This window comes from Demequina salsinemoris, assembly GCF_000974805.1.
Taxonomy (GTDB): Bacteria; Actinomycetota; Actinomycetes; order Actinomycetales; family Demequinaceae; genus Demequina; species Demequina salsinemoris.
In genome coordinates, this window is the sequence record NZ_BBQZ01000009.1 from 1 (window position 1) to 14,995 (window position 14,995).

Sequence of the window (14,995 nt, forward strand, 5' to 3'; positions counted from 1 at the left end):
TTCTCTCTGGAAAGTCAAACCGGCATTCCGGTCATTTTCCAGATTGAATGTGGCTGCATTCTTCGAATCATTTCCGATCCGGCTGAAGCAACCTCTCAATCTTACCCATTTCCCGGAGCCTGTCAAATCGCTATTCTCGCGATCTTCCAGTCAGGAGCTGGGGTCCTCAATCGCACCCTGGCCGAGCGCACGCACTTGGCCATCGATACATTCGAGGAGCTGCTTCGACGTCTCCCGCGGCCTTGTTCAGTCCTGCGGTGAGCGTTGGAGCCCGTGGCCTTCTTCAGTCCTCCGGAGCTCGTTCCCGTCGTCGGCAACGGGGAAAACATTACGGGCTTGTGAACGCCAGGTCAAATCCCCGGTCGCCCGGGCGTGTCGCGCGCATCGCTCCTGGTAGATGCCTGAACAGCGCGAGAGGGCCGACGTCACGGGTCAGACCTGGCGAAGAAGTCCCACCGTCTTCTTCCCGCGACGCAGCACCGACCATCCGCCGGCCAGCACGTCCTCGGAACCGAGTACCGCGTCGACGTCCTCGACCTTCACGTTGTTGACGTACGCGCCACCCTCCTGGATCGCGCGACGAGCGGCGGACTTCGACGGCACGATCCCCGTCTCGACGAGAGCGTCCGCGACCGAGACGCCTCCCGGCGCATCGACTCCCCCGAGCTCCTTCGCGCAGCCCGACAGCGTCTGCTCATCGAGCGAGCCGAGGTCGCCACGCCCGAACAGCGCCTGCGACGCGTCGACGGCGCCCTGAGCCGCCGGCTCACCGTGCACGAGAGAGGTGACCGTCCACGCGAGGGTGCGCTGCGCCTCCCGCTTGAAGGGCTCCTCAGCGACCTTGACCTCGAGGCCGTCGATCTCCTCCCGAGAGAGGAAGGTGAAGACCTTGAGGTAGCCGATGACGTCGGCGTCGGCCTGGTTCAGCCAGAACTGGTAGAAGGCGTACGGGCTCGTCATCTCCGGGTCGAGCCACACGGTGCCCGACTCTGTCTTGCCGAACTTGGTGCCGTCCGCCTTGGTGATGAGCGGCGTCGCAAGCGCGTGCGCGGAGACCCCCTCTGCCTTGCGGATCAGTTCCGTGCCCGAGGTGAGATTGCCCCACTGGTCCGAGCCGCCGGTCTGCAGCGTGCAGTCGTACCGCCGGTACTGCTCAAGGAAGTCCATGCCCTGCAGCAGCTGGTAGCTGAACTCGGTGTACGAGATGCCCTCGTCGGAGTTCAGGCGGCGCGCGACCGTGTCCTTGGCGATCATCGTTCCCAGGCGGAAGTACTTGCCGACGTCGCGCAACAGCTCGATCGCCGACATGTCCTTGGTCCAGTCGTAGTTGTTCACCATGCGCGCGGCGTTGTCGCCCTCGAAGCTGAGGAACGGCTCGATCTGCCCACGGATGCGCTCGACCCACTGGTGCACGACGTCGACCGGGTTGAGGGTGCGCTCCCCCGCCATCTTCGGGTCGCCGATCAGACCGGTCGCTCCGCCGACGAGAGCGAGCGGCTTGTGTCCGGCCATCTGGAAGCGACGCACCGTGAGGATCTGCACCAGGTTGCCGATGTGCAGGCTCGGAGCGGTGGGGTCGAAGCCGCAGTAGAGCGTGACCGGCCCCTCGTCCAGGTGAGCCCGCAGCTCGTCTTCACCGGTGGTCAGTGCGATCAGCCCACGCCAGGCGAGCTCGTCAAGGATGTGCTCAGTCATGATGGGGCCATTGTGCCAGCGCGTGACACCTACGCGTCCACGCGAAGGGTCTCGACGGTCGCCGCCTCGAGGCGCCCCGCATCGGGAACGCGAGCCAGCCCCGGCTCGCGCGGGATCGCGAGGAAGCCGTCCTCGATGACGAACGGCTCCGTGATGTCCTCCGCATAGAAGCGGTCCGACGCGGAGATGTCCCCGGGGAGCGTGAAGCCCGGCATGCCGGCCAGAGCTGCGTTCGCCGCGCGTCCGATGCCCGTCTCGAGCATGCCGCCGCACCACACCGCGATGCCGTGGGAGCGGGCCAGATCGTGGATCCTTCGCGCCTCGAGGTATCCGCCGACGCGTGACGGCTTGATGTTGATGATCTGCGCCGCGCCCATCGCGATCGCGTCCGCGGCCTTGGTCGCGGACACCACGGACTCGTCGAGGCACATCGGAGTGCGCATGCGCGTCGCAAGCTCGGCGTGCTGACGCATGTCGTCCTCGCCCAGCGGTTGCTCGATGAGCAGCAGGTTGAACTCGTCGAGCTTCGCAAGATGGTTCGCGTCGACCAGCGTGTAGGCGGCGTTCGCGTCGACCTGGAGCGGGGTGTCGGGATGCGCCTCGCGCACCGCCCGCACAGGGTCGAGGTCCCAGCCCGGCTTGATCTTGAGCTTGAGGCGCACATACCCGGCATCGAGGTAGCCCTGGACCACGTCGAGGAGCTGCGGGATCGAGCCCTGGATCCCGATCGAGACTCCCGAGGGCACGGACTCCCTGGTCACGCCGAGGTAGTCGGCGAACGACGTGCCCGCGGCGCGAAGCTGCGCGTCGAGCACGGCCATCTCGACGGCCGCCTTCGCCATCCGGTGGCCGACGATGCGCTCGAGGTGGTGGGCGACGGTCTCGGCGGTGAGGGGCGTCGTCCTCTGCGCCTCGAAGAGCATCGGGAACAGGTACGTCGTCATCACGTCGATGACGCCCGCCGTGTACTCCTCCGAGTAGACAGGCTCGCTCAGGGCTCCGCACTCGCCCCAACCGACGACCTCGACGCCGTCGATGTGCGCATGGAGCTCGAGCACCAGCACACGTCGGTGCGTCTGCGTCGAGAACGACGTGGTGAAGGGCGCGACGAGCGGCAGCTCGAGAGTGCGCAGGGCGACGTGGGTGATCCTCATGGCTTCTCCAGCAGGTAGTGGCCGTCGCGGGTGGCGGCGGCGAGCCGCCATCCGCCATCGAGCAGGGGGACGAGGGTGTCGCGGAGCGCCACGCGCCATCGCGCGGCCGCCGCGGGGTCGCGGCGGCGGAGGCCCTCGATGTCGGCGGGCAGGGCTGCTGACACGGACGATGCGTCCCTCGGCCTTGGCCGCACGACAGGCTGGTCGTCGGGGCCGACGGACAGGACCTCGGGCACGCCCTCGGCGTTGAGTGGCTGCTCCGTCGCGGACGGCAGCGGTGCGTCGAGGCGCCAGCTCACCAGGATCCGGTCGCTCCCCTGTCCCGCGTTGACGTCGTCCACCATGTCACCGTAGAAGTCGACGAGGTAGTCCGCGAGGCCGGCGCCGAGGCGGCGCATGTTGAATGCCGCGTTGCGCGCGACGAGCGGATCGTAGGTCCAGGTGATCCGGGTGAGTCCCCGATCGAGGCACCACGCGCGCTGGTGCAGCTTCATCGCGGTGCCGATGCCGCGGCCCGCTGTGCCGTCGACGACGCCGGCGACGTGCGAGTGCAGCGCCTCGCCGATCGGCTGGGCGAGGAAGCCGACGCATACCCCGACCATCCGCTCGCCTTCGAAGGCCGCGGCGACGTAGCTGCCCGCGTGCTCGAGCGCGACAAGCGCCGGCGCGGTCAGCACGGTGCCGCCCCAGATCTCGTCCAGCACCTTCTCGGCGAGCGAGCACTGCGCCGCGTGCAGAGTCCGCACGACGACGCCTGCCCGCGCTGCGGACTCCTCCGCCTCGCTCCAGGCCTCGGCCACGATCCGTGCATCGACGGCGTTCATCGGCTCGCCTCCTCCGTGAGCAGATCCTCGATCAGCAGCGCGGCAAGCGCGGTCCTGAGCGGGATGTGGTCGACGAGCACGTGCTCGTCCTCAGCGTGGGCACCGCCGCCGACAGCACCCAGCCCGTCGAGCGTCGCGCATCCGACGCCCGCGGCGAAGTTCCCATCCGAGGCGCCGCCCACGGCGACCTCCGCGAGCGATGCGATCCCCGCCTGCGGCGCCAGTCGTGCGGCGCGCTCGAACAGCGGCAGCGCGGACTCGCGCTCGAGCGGTCGACGGTTGATCTCCCCGTGAAGCACGATCTCCGCCCCATCGAGCACGGGAGCGAGCCTCCGCAACGCGCCGTCGACGCGGTCCTGCTCGGCGATGGTGCGGCAGCGCACGTCGACGTTCACGCGCGCGCTCGCCGGCACCGTGTTGCCCGTGGTGCCGATCGACGCGCGGGTGGGCGTGACCGTCGTCCCCTCGGACGGATCGGCGAGGGACTCGAGCGCGAGGATCTGATGCGCGAGCTCGACTCCGGCATTGATCCCCTTCTCGGGCTCGAGCCCCGAGTGCGCAGCTCGCCCCACGGCCTCGACCTCGTACCAGGAGACTCCCTTGCGCGCGGTCTTGAGCGCACCCTCGGGCCCCGCGGACGCCTCGAACACGAGCGCGGCCATGTGCTTCGCGGCCTCCTCCTCGATGAGCGCGCGCGAGGACAGCGACCCGATCTCCTCGTCCGCGGTCACGAGCAGCGTCACGCCGTCGACGGCCTCGGGGCCGTGCGCGTCCGCGAGGAGGGCGAGCGCGTGCACCGCCTGGACCGTGCCGACGATCATGTCGAAGCATCCCGGGCCGCGCATCACCCCGTCGGTGATCGAGAACGGGATCCTCTCGAGCGTCCCCACCGGCCAGACAGTGTCGTGGTGGCAGATCAGCAGCACTCGCCGAGGGCCTGATCCGAGCGCCCACCGCAGGTGCGGGACGCCGTCGACGACGACGCGCTCAGGCTCGGAGGCGAGTCCCGCCTCCGCGAGGCGAGCACCGATCACGGCCGACGTGACCTCGGCGCTGCGAGCGATCGCGGCCGCGTCCTCGGAGGGCGACTCGCAGGCGATCAGATCTCCCGCGTCGGCGATCATCCGGTCGAGTCGGTCGAGGGCGTCATCGAGCACGGTCACCCCGTCATCGTGGCACGGTGACGCGTTACGGCGCGGTTTCCCGCGCTGGCAACCGCCCGCCCACCGCGGCCCTGCCGCGGGCCCCGCCCACGCATCGTCCGGGTGCGCGTGAGTCAGTCGAAGTAGGGGAGGGTGCCGTCGACGATCACGTCCGCTGCGCCACGCACGCCCTCATCGGCGAGGAAGACCTGCTCGCGCGAATGCCAGCGCTCCCACTGCGTGCGCATCGACTCGCCGTCACGCTCGACGCCGCGACGCAGCCTGACCTCGGGCGGGGCCTCGACATAGGCGACGACCGAGGCGAACTCCCGCGCCGACCGCTGCCCCACACCGACGCCCTCGATCACGAGGGTGTCCGCCACCGGCACGCAGATGGTCTCGGCGCGTCGTCCCGCGTGCCAGTCCCAGCGGCCGAAGGCACCGTGCTCGTGACGCGAGAGCGGCTCGAGGATGCCGTGGCCGAGGATCGGCCACATCGTGGACAGCCCCTCCCAGCCCTCATAGATGTCGTCGCCGTGGACCACCTGGGCGCCGAGCTCCTGACCGAGCCGTGCGCCGAGGGTGGACTTGCCGGAACCGGCGGGGCCGTCGATCAGGACGACACGCGTGGTCCCGCACCGCGCCGGGGCCTTGCGAACCCGGGCCGCGAGGTCCATCACGGAGAGCCGCCCCATGCCCCTCAGCATAGGGTGTGAGCATGGCGAACGAGGAGCTTCATCCCAGGGTTCAGCAGGTGCAGGCCGCGCTCCATGCGGGTGGAGTCGACGTCACGGTGCGGCAGATCGACGAGTCCACCCCGACCGCCGCGGCCGCCGCCGAGTACCTGGGTTGCGACGTCGGCGCGATCGCGAACTCGCTCGTGTTCATGGCGGACGACGAGCCGATCCTCGTGCTCACCTCCGGAGCGCACCGCGTGGACACGGCGCACCTGGCAGAGCGCATCGGCGCCGCGAAGGTGCGACGCGCCTCGGCAGACCAGGTGACCGCCGCCACGGGGCAGGTCATCGGCGGGGTCGCGCCGGTCGGTCACCCTGCGCCCGTGCGGACCTACCTCGACGTGGCGCTGCTCGAGTACGACGAGCTCTGGGCCGCCGCGGGAATCCCGGCATCGCTGTTCCCGATCACCTACGCCGAGCTGCTGCACGTCACCGGGGCGACCGAGGTCGAGGTCGACTGACCGCCGAAGCCGGGTACGCCGCGCTGCCGCCTACTGCTCGTAGGACGTGAACCCGCTGCCGCTCACCCTCGCGAAGTACCCGAAACCGTCAGCTCCTCCCGACGCCTGCTGCCAACCCCAGTAGTAGTCGGAAGTATCGCGAGTCCCGGTGAACCACATCACGTCGTCCACGCCGTCGCCGTCGAAGTCGCCGTAGGCCAGGTCGTTGAGCGCGGGAGAGACGGTGCTCCACTTCGTGCGGTCCCAGGCGGAGAAGCCTGACTCGGTGCCGGACGCGAGCTGCCAGCCGTTGCGAGTGGACGTGCTCGAGGTACCCGTGAACCACAGCACGTCATCCGCGCCGTCACCATCGAAGTCGCCATACGCGAAGCGCTTGTTGCCGGGCGCGTAGGAGGTCCTCTTCACCTGCACGTAGTTGCCGAATCCGCCTCGCGAGCCGTACGACATCTGCCAGCCGGACTTCCGCGAGGCCGAGCTCGTCGTGCCCGTGAACCACAGCACGTCATCCGCGCCGTCACCGTTGAAGTCGCCGTACGCGAAGTTGTCGTTCTTGGGCGCCACGGACGAGCCCTTCACCATCCTGAACGCCGCGAATCCCGTGGCCCGGCCCCTCGAGAGCTGCCAGCCGCGCTTCTTCGCGCCGCTGCGCATCGTGCCCGTGAACCACAGCACGTCGTCCGTGCCGTCGCCGTTGAAGTCACCGGTCGTGAGGCTGCTCGTCGCGGGCGTCAGCGCGCTTGCGCTCACCTGCGTGAAGCCGGTGAAGCTCTTCGCCTTGCCGTAGGCGATCTGCCAGCCCTTGCGCTTGCCTCGATCCTTCTTGCCCTTGCCCGTGAACCACAGCACGTCGTCGTAGCCGTCGCCGTTGAAGTCACCGATGGCGATCTCATGGAACAGCGGCGAGGCGGCGAGGTTCTTCACCTTGACGAACGGCGTCATGCCCGTGGCGCTGCCGTAGGCGACCTGCCAGCCGTTGCGCGTGACGCTCTTGCGTGTGGTCCCGGTCATCCACAGGACGTCCTCGTACCCGTCGCCGTTGAAGTCGCCGTAGGTGAACTCGTCGTCGAATCCCGCGTCGAACACGTCGAAGTCGATCTTCGAGACCTTCTTGCCCGCGCCCTTGGGGCGCAGGGCGTACGTCATACGGGTGTCCTTGCCGTCGTTGATCGACCCGATCCACGAGGTCCGGCCCTGCGCGGTCTGCAGGATCCGGCCGTGGCCGAGGTAGATCGCGACGTGGTCGATGTCCTCGACCTCGCCGGTGTCGGACCAGAACAGGAGGTCTCCAGGGAGCAGGGAGTCGCTCGCGAGCGTCGTCCCGCGGCCCACCTTGATCTTCTTGCCGGCGCCAAGGTACTGGTCACGCGACGCCACAGGATCCACGACGCCGGGGTTCACGTGGCGCCAAGCGAGGTACACCGAGCCCGAGCAGTCGAAACGGCTCTGCTCGCGGGCGGCGAGGACGTACTCCTTGCCGATCAACGACGTGCGGGCGTAGTAGGCCGCCGCCTCGCCCGCGGTGATGGTCACAGCCTCGGCGCGCGAAGCGACAGCAGTCGCGACGAGACCCCACGCGAGCGCGAGGACCAGGGCGAAGGCGAGCCTGGCGCTCCACAGCCTCGCGTCGCCGCCGTGCTTGGACAGCGCGCGCGTGTGTGCCATGGTCCCCCGCTTCCTGTCGTCTGGGTACACGCCCCCTCAGGAGCGCGTCCGACGAGGGTAGACAGCGAAGTGCCCGAATGCACCGTCAATGTGACGAAGCCCACCGCGATCAGGCTTGCGCGAGCACGACCGCGAACCAGCCGCACCAGGCGGCGACGGCCGACATCAGCGCGAGCCCCGCTCGCGTCGGCATCGCATACGCGTATGACAGAGCCACGCACACAGCCGCGGTGACGACCGTGGCGACCGCGAAGAACGGGTTCACGGCACCCCAGACATCGAGCCCGAGGCACACCAGAGCGACGGACTCGAGGAGCGCGACCACGTGCAGCGTCGAGTAGAACGCGCTCACGATCAGCGTGGTCCGCGCGAGGTCCCCCGCACCATCCAGCGACCCGATCGCATACACCAGCCGTCCGTGGAGCGCGGATGCCGCGATCGCCACGGCGGCTGCGACGACCGTGACCACCGCGGCGATCGAGGTGCCCAGCCCCACCGGGGACAGCAGCCGCCACGCGGCGACCACGCCGACGACCGCGACGGCGCTCAGGATCACCAGGAGCTCGTCGATCCACGCGATCCGCGTGCGGCGCGAGGCCACCCACCCGTCGATCTGATCGGCGGCGGGAACTCCCCCGACCGACAGCTCGAGGAGCGCGGCCGCGAGCAGCCCCGCGCCGAGCAGCCCGAACGCGATCACCGCGATGGCCTGGTCCATCGTCACCCCCGGTCCTGCGACGGGGCTCTCTCCCGCCGGGGCCAGACTACGACGCGCTCGACGCCCAGGGACGGAAGTGCTTGACCCGCGCGCGAGCCGCCTTGCCCTGCTCGACCACGCGCTCGGGCGCGGTGCCGCCGACGTTGTCGCGAGCGGCGAGCGACCCCTCGACGGTGAGCACCGACAGCACCTCGGGGGTGAGCCCCTCGTGGATCGCCGCCATCTCCTCGGGCACCATCTCGTGGAGCTCCTTGCCGCGCTTCTCGCACAGTCGCACGCACGCGCCGGCGACCTCGTGGGCCTCGCGGAACGGGACGCCCTGCTTGACCATCCATTCGGCGATGTCGGTCGCGAGCGAGAACCCGGCGGGCGCGAGCTCGGCGAGTCGCTCGGTCTGGAAGCGCAGGGTGCGGACCATGCCGGCGAACGCGGGGAGGACCACCTCGAGCGTGTCGACCGCGTCGAACACCGGCTCGTGAACCTCCTGGATGTCGCGGTTGTACGCGAGCGGCAGCCCCTTGAGGGTCGCAAGCAGTCCCGTGAGGTGGCCGATGAGCCGGCCGGCCTTGCCTCGCGCGAGCTCCGCGATGTCAGGGTTCTTCTTCTGCGGCATGATGCTCGACCCGGTCGAGTACGAGTCGTCGAGGCGGACGAAGCCGAACTCCACGGTCGCCCAAGCGATGATCTCCTCGGAGATGCGCGACAGGTCGGTGCCGATCATCGCGGCCACCCACGCGAACTCGGCGACGACGTCACGCGAGGCGGTCGCGTCGATCGAGTTCTCGCACGGGCCCATGAAGCCGAGCTCCTCGGCCACCGCAGCGGGGTCGAGGCCGAGGGTCGATCCCGCGAGGGCGCCTGCGCCGTACGGCGACCAGGCGGCGCGCGCGTCCCAGTCGGTGAGGCGCTCGACATCGCGCAGCAGCGGCCATGCGTGCGCCATGAGCGAGTGGCCCAGCGTCACGGGCTGGGCGTGCTGGAAGTGGGTGCGGCCAGGCATCGGGTCCGCGAGGTGCCGGTCGGCCTGCTCGAGCAGCGCGTCGACGGTGTCGAGCAGCATCGACGCGATGTAGCGGGCGTGACGGCGCAGGTACACGCGGGGAAGGGTGGCGATCTGGTCGTTGCGCGAGCGGCCGGCGCGGATCTTGCCACCGAGCTCCGGCCCGATGCGCTCGATCAGCAGTCGCTCGAGCGCGCCGTGGACGTCCTCGTCGGAGTCGGCCGCCACGGCCTTCCCTGAGGCGACGTCCGCCCGCAACTGCTGGAGGCCGTCGACCATGCCGGCCACCTCATCGTCGTCAAGCAGGCCCGCCTTGTGGAGTGCATGGGCGTGGGCGATCGAGCCGCGCAGATCGTCGTCCGCGTAGCGCCAGTCGAAGTGCGTGGACTTGCTCAGCGCGGCGAGCGCCGCGTCGGGGCCGCCCTCGAAGCGTCCGCCCCACAGCGCGCCCTCGTTGGTGCCCTCTGCCTTGCTCATCTTCACTCCTTGACTTCGCCGGCGATCGGGGTACGACCCTACCGACACTCTCTCACCCGCGGCCGTCGCGGACGCGCGGGGAACGACACTGACGCACCCGGAGCGGGTGCGGCCGAGCGGGTCACTCGAGCCGCCGCGCCGACGCTGACCGACCCCGAAGGGCGAGGATCAGCGCGAGAGCGACGAGGAGTGACCCGCTCGGCAGGGACTGCTAGTAGCCCAGGCGCGCCTGACGCGCCGCCGCCTGCTTCGCGGCGAGACCGTAGATCTCGATGTAGCCGCGCGCGGCCGACTGGTCGAACGTGTCGCCCTCGTCGTAGGTTGCCAGGTTGAAGTCGTACAGGCCGGTGTCCGACTTGCGGCCGTCGACGATCGCCTTGCCGCCGTGCAGCTGCATGCGGATCTCACCGGAGACGTACTTCTGGGTGTCCTCGATGAAGGCGTCGAGTGACTGCTTGAGGGGCGAGGACCACATGCCGTCGTAGACCAGCTCGGTCCACTCGTCGGACATGCGGCGCTTGAAGCGGGCCTGCTCGCGCTCGAGAGTGACGTTCTCGAGCTCCTTGTGCGCCTCGATCAGGGCGATCGCACCCGGGGCCTCGTAGATCTCGCGGCTCTTGATGCCGACCAGGCGGTCCTCGACGATGTCGATGCGGCCGATGCCGTGCGCGCCGGCGCGGCGGTTCATGATCTCGATCGCCTGGAGCGGCGTGACCTTCTCGCCGTCGATCGCGACCGGGATGCCCTTCTCGAACGTGATGAGCACCTCGTCGGGCACCGGCGGGAAGGCCGGGTCGTCGGTGTAGTCGTAGACGTCCTTGGTGGGCGCGTTCCAGATGTCCTCGAGGAAGCCGGTCTCGACGGCGCGGCCCCAGACGTTCTGGTCGATCGAGAACGGGTTCTTCTTGGTGGTCGCGATCGGCAGGTTGTGCTTCTCGGCGTAGTCGATCGCCTTGTCGCGGGTCAGCGCGAGGTCACGCACGGGCGCGATGCACTTGAGCTCGGGGGCGATCGAGGTGATGCCGACCTCGAAGCGCACCTGGTCGTTGCCCTTGCCGGTGCAGCCGTGGGCCATCGTGTCGGCGCCGAACTGCTTCGCCGCGGCGGCGATGTGCTTGACGATCACGGGGCGGGACAGCGCCGAGACCAGGGGGTACTTGTCGTGGTACAGCGCGTTCGCCTTGAGCGCGGGCATGCAGTACTCGTTCGCGAACTCGTCACGCGCGTCGGCCACGTAGGCCTCGACGGCGCCGCAGTCCAGGGCGCGCTGGCGGATGACCTCGAGGTCCTCACCGCCCTGGCCGACGTCCACGGCCACGGCGATGACCTCGGCGCCGGTGGCGTCGGCGATCCAGCCGATGGCCACCGAGGTGTCCAGGCCTCCTGAGTAGGCCAGCACGATCCGATCCGTCATGAGCTTCTTCCTTCTACGAGTGGTGCTTGGGGTTCTGGGGTGTCAGTTGTCTGTCTGGGGGACGACGCCGGCGGCGCGGTCCAGGAACTTCTGCGCGAGCCTGAGCCCGCCGTCATGCGCTCGCGAGATCACGAGCACGGTGTCGTCGCCCGCGACGGTGCCGACGATGTCGGGGTCGTCGTGGCTGTCGATCGCCGAGGCGAAGTACTGCGCGCCGCCCGAGGGAGTGCGCAGGACGGTGATGTTGGCCGACCCGTCCGCGCTGAACAGCAGCTCGCCGCACAGCCGGGTGAGGCGCTCCCCCGTGGTCTCCTCGGGGTCGCCCTCGTTGCCGACGGCATACACATGCCCGCCGGACGATGCGCGCACCTTCACGGCGCCGATGTCGCCCAGGTCGCGGGACAGGGTGGCCTGCGTGACCGAGATCCCCTCCGCCTCGAGCCGCAGCGCGATCTCGCCCTGCGAGCCGATCCGCTCGGTCTCGATGAGACGGCGGATCAGCGCCTGACGCGCGGCCTTGGTGGCGGGGACGGCGGCTCTCACTGCGACACCAGCCACGTGAGCAGCGCCTTCTGCGCGTGAAGGCGGTACTCGGCCTCGAGCCACACGATGGACTGCGGGCCGTCGATGACCTCGGCGGTGATCTCCTTGCCGCGGTAGGCGGGCAGGCAGTGCAGCACCTGGGCGCCCTCGGCGGCGAGCTCGAGCGTGCGGGCGTTCACCTGGTACTGGTCGAACTGCCCGTGCCGCGCGGACGACTCCTCCTCGTCACCCATGGAGATCCACGTGTCGGTGGCGATGATGTCGGCGCCTCGCACCGCGTCGTCGTGGTCGGTCGTGACGGTGATGGACCCGCCCTGCTCGGCGGCGATCTTCTTGGCATCGAGGACGATGCGCTCGTCGGGCATGTAGTCGGCGGGGGCGCCCACACGCACGTGCATCCCGGCGAGCGCGCAGCCCAGCAGGTACGAGTGCGCCATGTTGTTGGCGCCGTCGCCCACATAGGTGAGCGTGAGTCCCTTCAGGGCGTCCACTCCCCCGCGCGCGTCGGCGATGGCGGCGAGGTCCGCGAGGATCTGGCACGGGTGGAACTCGTCGGTGAGCGCGTTCACGACGGGGACGCCCGCGTGCGCGGCCATCTCCTCGACGCGCTCCTGGCCGAACGTGCGCCACACGATCGCGCTGACCTGGCGGCCGAGCACCTTGGCCGTGTCGGAGACGGACTCGCCGCGACCCATCTGGGACGTGCCGGAGTCGAGCACGAGCGGGTAGCCGCCGAGCTCGGCGACGCCCGCCGAGAAGGACACGCGGGTGCGGGTCGAGGGCTTGTCGAACAGCACCGCGACCGCGCGCGGCCCGGCGAAGGGCTGGTGCAGGTGGCGATCCTTGCGGAAGGCAAGGGCGAGCTCGAGGACCTCGCGCTGCTCGGCGGCGGTGAGGTCGTCGTCGCGAAGGAAGTGGCGGGTCACGGGTGTGCCTCCTCGGTGGTCGGGGCGGCGGACGATGCGGGGGACGTGGACGATGCGGCGGCGGCCGCGAGGTGCTCGCCCAGGTGGGCGCGCAGCCACTCGACGAACGTGTCGGCCTCGGGCTGGGTCAGCACGAGCGCGGGTGCGAGGCGGATCGTGTCGGGGCTGGGAGGGTTGATGATGAACCCGTCCTCGACCGCGGCGGCCGCGACGGCGGCGCTGATCTCGGCCTCGAGCTTGATGCCGAGGAGGAGCCCCTCGCCTCGCACCTCGGCGACCCCGGGGATCGCCCCGATGGTCTCCTTGAGGTGCGCGCTGAGCGACTTCACGTGCGACAGGAGGTCGCGCTGGTCGATCGCGTCGAGCGTGGCCAGGGCCGCGGTCGCCGCGAGCGGGTTGCCGCCGAACGTGGTGCCGTGCTGGCTCTTGCCCAGCAGCGAGCCCGCCTCGGGTCCGAAGCCGATGACCGCGCCGATCGGGAAGCCGCCGGCAAGGCCCTTCGCGAGGGTGACGACGTCGGGCTGGATGCCGTGCGCCTGCATCGCGAGCCACGTGCCGGTGCGCGCGATGCCGGTCTGCACCTCGTCGGCGATCATGAGCGCGCCGTGACGCAGCGTGAGCTCGCGCACCGCGGACAGGTACTCGTGCGTCAGCGGGATGACGCCGGCCTCGCCCTGGATCGGCTCGAGGAAGATCGCGGCGACGTCGTCGCCCATCGCGTCCTCGAGCGCCGCGACGTCGTTCGCGGGGATCCACTCGACGCCGGGAGCGAGCGGCTCGAACGGCTCGCGGTAGGCGGCGTTCCAGGTCAGCGCGAGGGCACCCGTGGAGCGACCGTGGAAGGCCTTCTCGAGCGCCAGGATCCGGGTCCGGCCCGTGCGGCGCGACATCTTGAACGCGGCCTCGTTCGCCTCCGTGCCGGAGTTCGCGAAGAACACCCGGGAGCCCGCGGGGGCGCCCGAGATCTCGAGCAGGCGCTCAGCGAGCCGGATCTGCGGCTCCGTGGCGAAGAAGTTGGAGACGTGGCCGAGCGTGGCGGCCTGGGTCGCGATCGCGCCCACCCACTCCGGGTCGGCGTGGCCGAGCACGTTCACGGCGATGCCGCTGAGCAGGTCCAGGTAGCGGTTGCCGTCGGTGTCCCACACGTGGCTGCCCTGGCCGTGGCTCAGCACGCGCATCGGCGTGCCGTAGGTGCCCATCACGGCGTGCTCGTAGCGCTTGAGACCCACCGCGCCGGCGGTCGCGCCGGACTCGCCGTGCGCGGACAGCTCGGCGCCGTTGTGAGGGTCGACGCCGTCGTGGATGGTCGCGTCCTGGGTCATGTCCACAGCTCCTTGTCGGGAAGGATCATCGTGCCGATGCCTTCCGAGGTGAAGATCTCCGTGAGGATCGAGTGCGGCACGCGGCCGTCGATGACGTGCGCCTGCTTGACGCCGCCGCGGACGGCGCGCAGGCAGGCCTCCATCTTGGGAACCATGCCGGACTCGAGGCGGGGAAGGATCGTGTCGAGCTCGCCCGCGTGCAGGCGCTGGATGAGCGACGAACGGTCGGGCCAGTTGCGGTACAGGCCTTCGACGTCCGTGAGCGCGATGAACTTGCGGGCGCGCAGCGCCACCGCGAGCGCGGAGGCGGCGGTGTCCGCGTTGACGTTGAGGACCGTGGTCGGGTCGTCGACGTCGGGAGCGACGGTCGAGACGACGGGGATGCGTCCGGCCTCGATGATGTCCTGGACGGCGGCGGGGTTGACCTTGACGACATCGCCGACGAGCCCGACGTCGACGGGCTGGCCCTCGACCGTGGCGTGACGGCGGCGGGCCTGGAACAGCCCCGCGTCCTCGCCCGAGAGCCCGACGGCGCGGGGCCCGTGCTCGTTGATCAGTCCCACGAGCTCGCGCGTGACCTGCCCGGACAGCACCATGCGGACGACGTCCATCGCCTCGGGCGTCGTGACGCGCAGCCCACCGCGGAACTCCGACTCGATGCCGAGCTTGCCGAGCATCTCGGAGATCTGCGGGCCTCCGCCGTGCACGACGACGGGGCTCAGGCCGAGCAGCCGCAGGTGGACGACGTCCTGCGCGAAGGCGCGCTTGAGGCTCTCGTCGACCATGGCGTTGCCGCCGTACTTGACGACGACGGTGGCTCCGCGGAACTCCTCGATCCACGGCATGGCATCGATGAGGACGGAGATCTTCTGGGAGGCGCTGAGGCCGTCGACGGAGCGATTCTCGGTGGTCATGGTGGT

At 69.9% G+C, this 14,995-nt stretch carries 15 protein-coding genes; 2 read left to right on the forward strand and 13 right to left on the reverse strand.

The window, feature by feature from the left end; all coding sequences use genetic code 11:
• Nucleotides 1-261: hypothetical protein (locus tag AOP78_RS15555; protein ID WP_236685394.1), on the forward strand; the 261-nt coding region annotated here is incomplete at its 5' end.
• A 171-nt stretch (nt 262-432) separates the two neighbouring features.
• On the opposite strand, the gene tyrS is transcribed toward AOP78_RS15555, so the two are convergent.
• The 5 genes from tyrS to AOP78_RS14110 all read right to left on the reverse strand — a co-directional run bounded on the left by tyrS (nt 433) and on the right by AOP78_RS14110 (nt 5,510).
• A complete protein-coding gene (gene tyrS, locus AOP78_RS14090; protein WP_062206162.1) occupies nt 433-1,695 on the reverse strand; it encodes a tyrosine--tRNA ligase in 1,263 nt (420 codons plus the stop codon).
• Nucleotides 1,696-1,724: 29 nt separating this feature from the next.
• Entirely contained in the window at nt 1,725-2,849 is a 1,125-nt protein-coding gene (menC, locus tag AOP78_RS14095) for an o-succinylbenzoate synthase (protein WP_062206165.1), read from the reverse strand.
• Nucleotides 2,846-3,673 carry a hypothetical protein gene (locus tag AOP78_RS14100; RefSeq protein ID WP_062206167.1) on the reverse strand — a complete coding sequence of 276 codons (828 nt, stop codon included), beginning with the start codon at nt 3,671-3,673 and terminating at the stop codon, nt 2,846-2,848. The genes menC and AOP78_RS14100 overlap by 4 nt, the downstream gene beginning before the upstream one ends.
• The gene (locus tag AOP78_RS14105; protein ID WP_236685395.1) at nt 3,670-4,836 is read right to left on the reverse strand and encodes a M20 family metallopeptidase; all 1,167 of its coding nucleotides are present in this window, start codon (nt 4,834-4,836) and stop codon (nt 3,670-3,672) included. Before AOP78_RS14105 ends, AOP78_RS14100 begins: the two co-directional genes overlap by 4 nt.
• Before the next feature lie 113 nt (nt 4,837-4,949).
• Nucleotides 4,950-5,510, reverse strand: coding sequence for an AAA family ATPase (locus tag AOP78_RS14110; protein ID WP_160297658.1), 561 nt, complete (start codon nt 5,508-5,510; stop codon nt 4,950-4,952).
• A gap of 23 nt (nt 5,511-5,533) precedes the next feature.
• Between AOP78_RS14110 and AOP78_RS14115 the strand changes: the two genes are divergently transcribed.
• A complete protein-coding gene (locus AOP78_RS14115) occupies nt 5,534-6,013 on the forward strand; it encodes a YbaK/EbsC family protein (RefSeq protein ID WP_062206174.1) in 480 nt (159 codons plus the stop codon).
• Between the two features lie 30 nt (nt 6,014-6,043).
• Here AOP78_RS14115 and AOP78_RS14120 read toward each other — a convergent pair whose 3' ends face one another.
• The 8 genes from AOP78_RS14120 to argB form a co-directional block, all read right to left on the reverse strand.
• Nucleotides 6,044-7,675 (reverse strand): FG-GAP-like repeat-containing protein, encoded by a 1,632-nt coding sequence (locus AOP78_RS14120; protein ID WP_062206177.1) that lies wholly within the window; start codon nt 7,673-7,675, stop codon nt 6,044-6,046.
• 109 nt (nt 7,676-7,784) lie between these two features.
• On the reverse strand, nt 7,785-8,399 hold the full coding sequence (locus tag AOP78_RS14125) for a hypothetical protein (protein WP_062206180.1): 615 nt from the start codon (nt 8,397-8,399) through the stop codon (nt 7,785-7,787).
• Between the two features lie 40 nt (nt 8,400-8,439).
• On the reverse strand, nt 8,440-9,870 hold the full coding sequence (gene argH / locus AOP78_RS14130; RefSeq protein ID WP_062206183.1) for an argininosuccinate lyase: 1,431 nt from the start codon (nt 9,868-9,870) through the stop codon (nt 8,440-8,442).
• Between the two features lie 211 nt (nt 9,871-10,081).
• Nucleotides 10,082-11,284 carry an argininosuccinate synthase gene (locus AOP78_RS14135; RefSeq protein ID WP_062206187.1) on the reverse strand — a complete coding sequence of 401 codons (1,203 nt, stop codon included), beginning with the start codon at nt 11,282-11,284 and terminating at the stop codon, nt 10,082-10,084.
• Between the two features lie 42 nt (nt 11,285-11,326).
• Nucleotides 11,327-11,842: an arginine repressor gene (argR, locus tag AOP78_RS14140; protein WP_066730261.1), complete on the reverse strand. Its 516-nt coding sequence runs from the start codon at nt 11,840-11,842 to the stop codon at nt 11,327-11,329.
• Complete coding sequence (argF, locus tag AOP78_RS14145) at nt 11,824-12,753, reverse strand: ornithine carbamoyltransferase (protein WP_083980275.1); 930 nt, start codon at nt 12,751-12,753, stop codon at nt 11,824-11,826. The genes argR and argF overlap by 19 nt, the downstream gene beginning before the upstream one ends.
• Entirely contained in the window at nt 12,750-14,075 is a 1,326-nt protein-coding gene (locus tag AOP78_RS14150; protein WP_083980277.1) for an acetylornithine transaminase, read from the reverse strand. Before AOP78_RS14150 ends, argF begins: the two co-directional genes overlap by 4 nt.
• Nucleotides 14,072-14,989 (reverse strand): acetylglutamate kinase, encoded by a 918-nt coding sequence (argB, locus tag AOP78_RS14155; RefSeq protein WP_062206193.1) that lies wholly within the window; start codon nt 14,987-14,989, stop codon nt 14,072-14,074. The genes AOP78_RS14150 and argB overlap by 4 nt, the downstream gene beginning before the upstream one ends.
• Nucleotides 14,990-14,995 lie beyond the last annotated feature (6 nt).

What these genes read in the sequence shown, in the direction of transcription:
- AOP78_RS14110 (WP_160297658.1), bottom strand. Translation starts at nt 5,510, where the DNA reads ATGGGGCGGCTCTCCGTGATGGACCTCGCGGCCCGGGTTCGCAAGGCC.
- argB (WP_062206193.1), bottom strand. Translation starts at nt 14,989, where the DNA reads ATGACCACCGAGAATCGCTCCGTCGACGGCCTCAGCGCCTCCCAGAAG.
- AOP78_RS14115 (WP_062206174.1), top strand. Translation starts at nt 5,534, where the DNA reads ATGGCGAACGAGGAGCTTCATCCCAGGGTTCAGCAGGTGCAGGCCGCG.
- AOP78_RS14150 (WP_083980277.1), bottom strand. Translation starts at nt 14,075, where the DNA reads ATGACCCAGGACGCGACCATCCACGACGGCGTCGACCCTCACAACGGC.
- tyrS (WP_062206162.1), bottom strand. Translation starts at nt 1,695, where the DNA reads ATGACTGAGCACATCCTTGACGAGCTCGCCTGGCGTGGGCTGATCGCA.
- AOP78_RS14100 (WP_062206167.1), bottom strand. Translation starts at nt 3,673, where the DNA reads ATGAACGCCGTCGATGCACGGATCGTGGCCGAGGCCTGGAGCGAGGCG.
- AOP78_RS14135 (WP_062206187.1), bottom strand. Translation starts at nt 11,284, where the DNA reads ATGACGGATCGGATCGTGCTGGCCTACTCAGGAGGCCTGGACACCTCG.
- AOP78_RS14120 (WP_062206177.1), bottom strand. Translation starts at nt 7,675, where the DNA reads ATGGCACACACGCGCGCGCTGTCCAAGCACGGCGGCGACGCGAGGCTG.
- argH (WP_062206183.1), bottom strand. Translation starts at nt 9,870, where the DNA reads ATGAGCAAGGCAGAGGGCACCAACGAGGGCGCGCTGTGGGGCGGACGC.
- menC (WP_062206165.1), bottom strand. Translation starts at nt 2,849, where the DNA reads ATGAGGATCACCCACGTCGCCCTGCGCACTCTCGAGCTGCCGCTCGTC.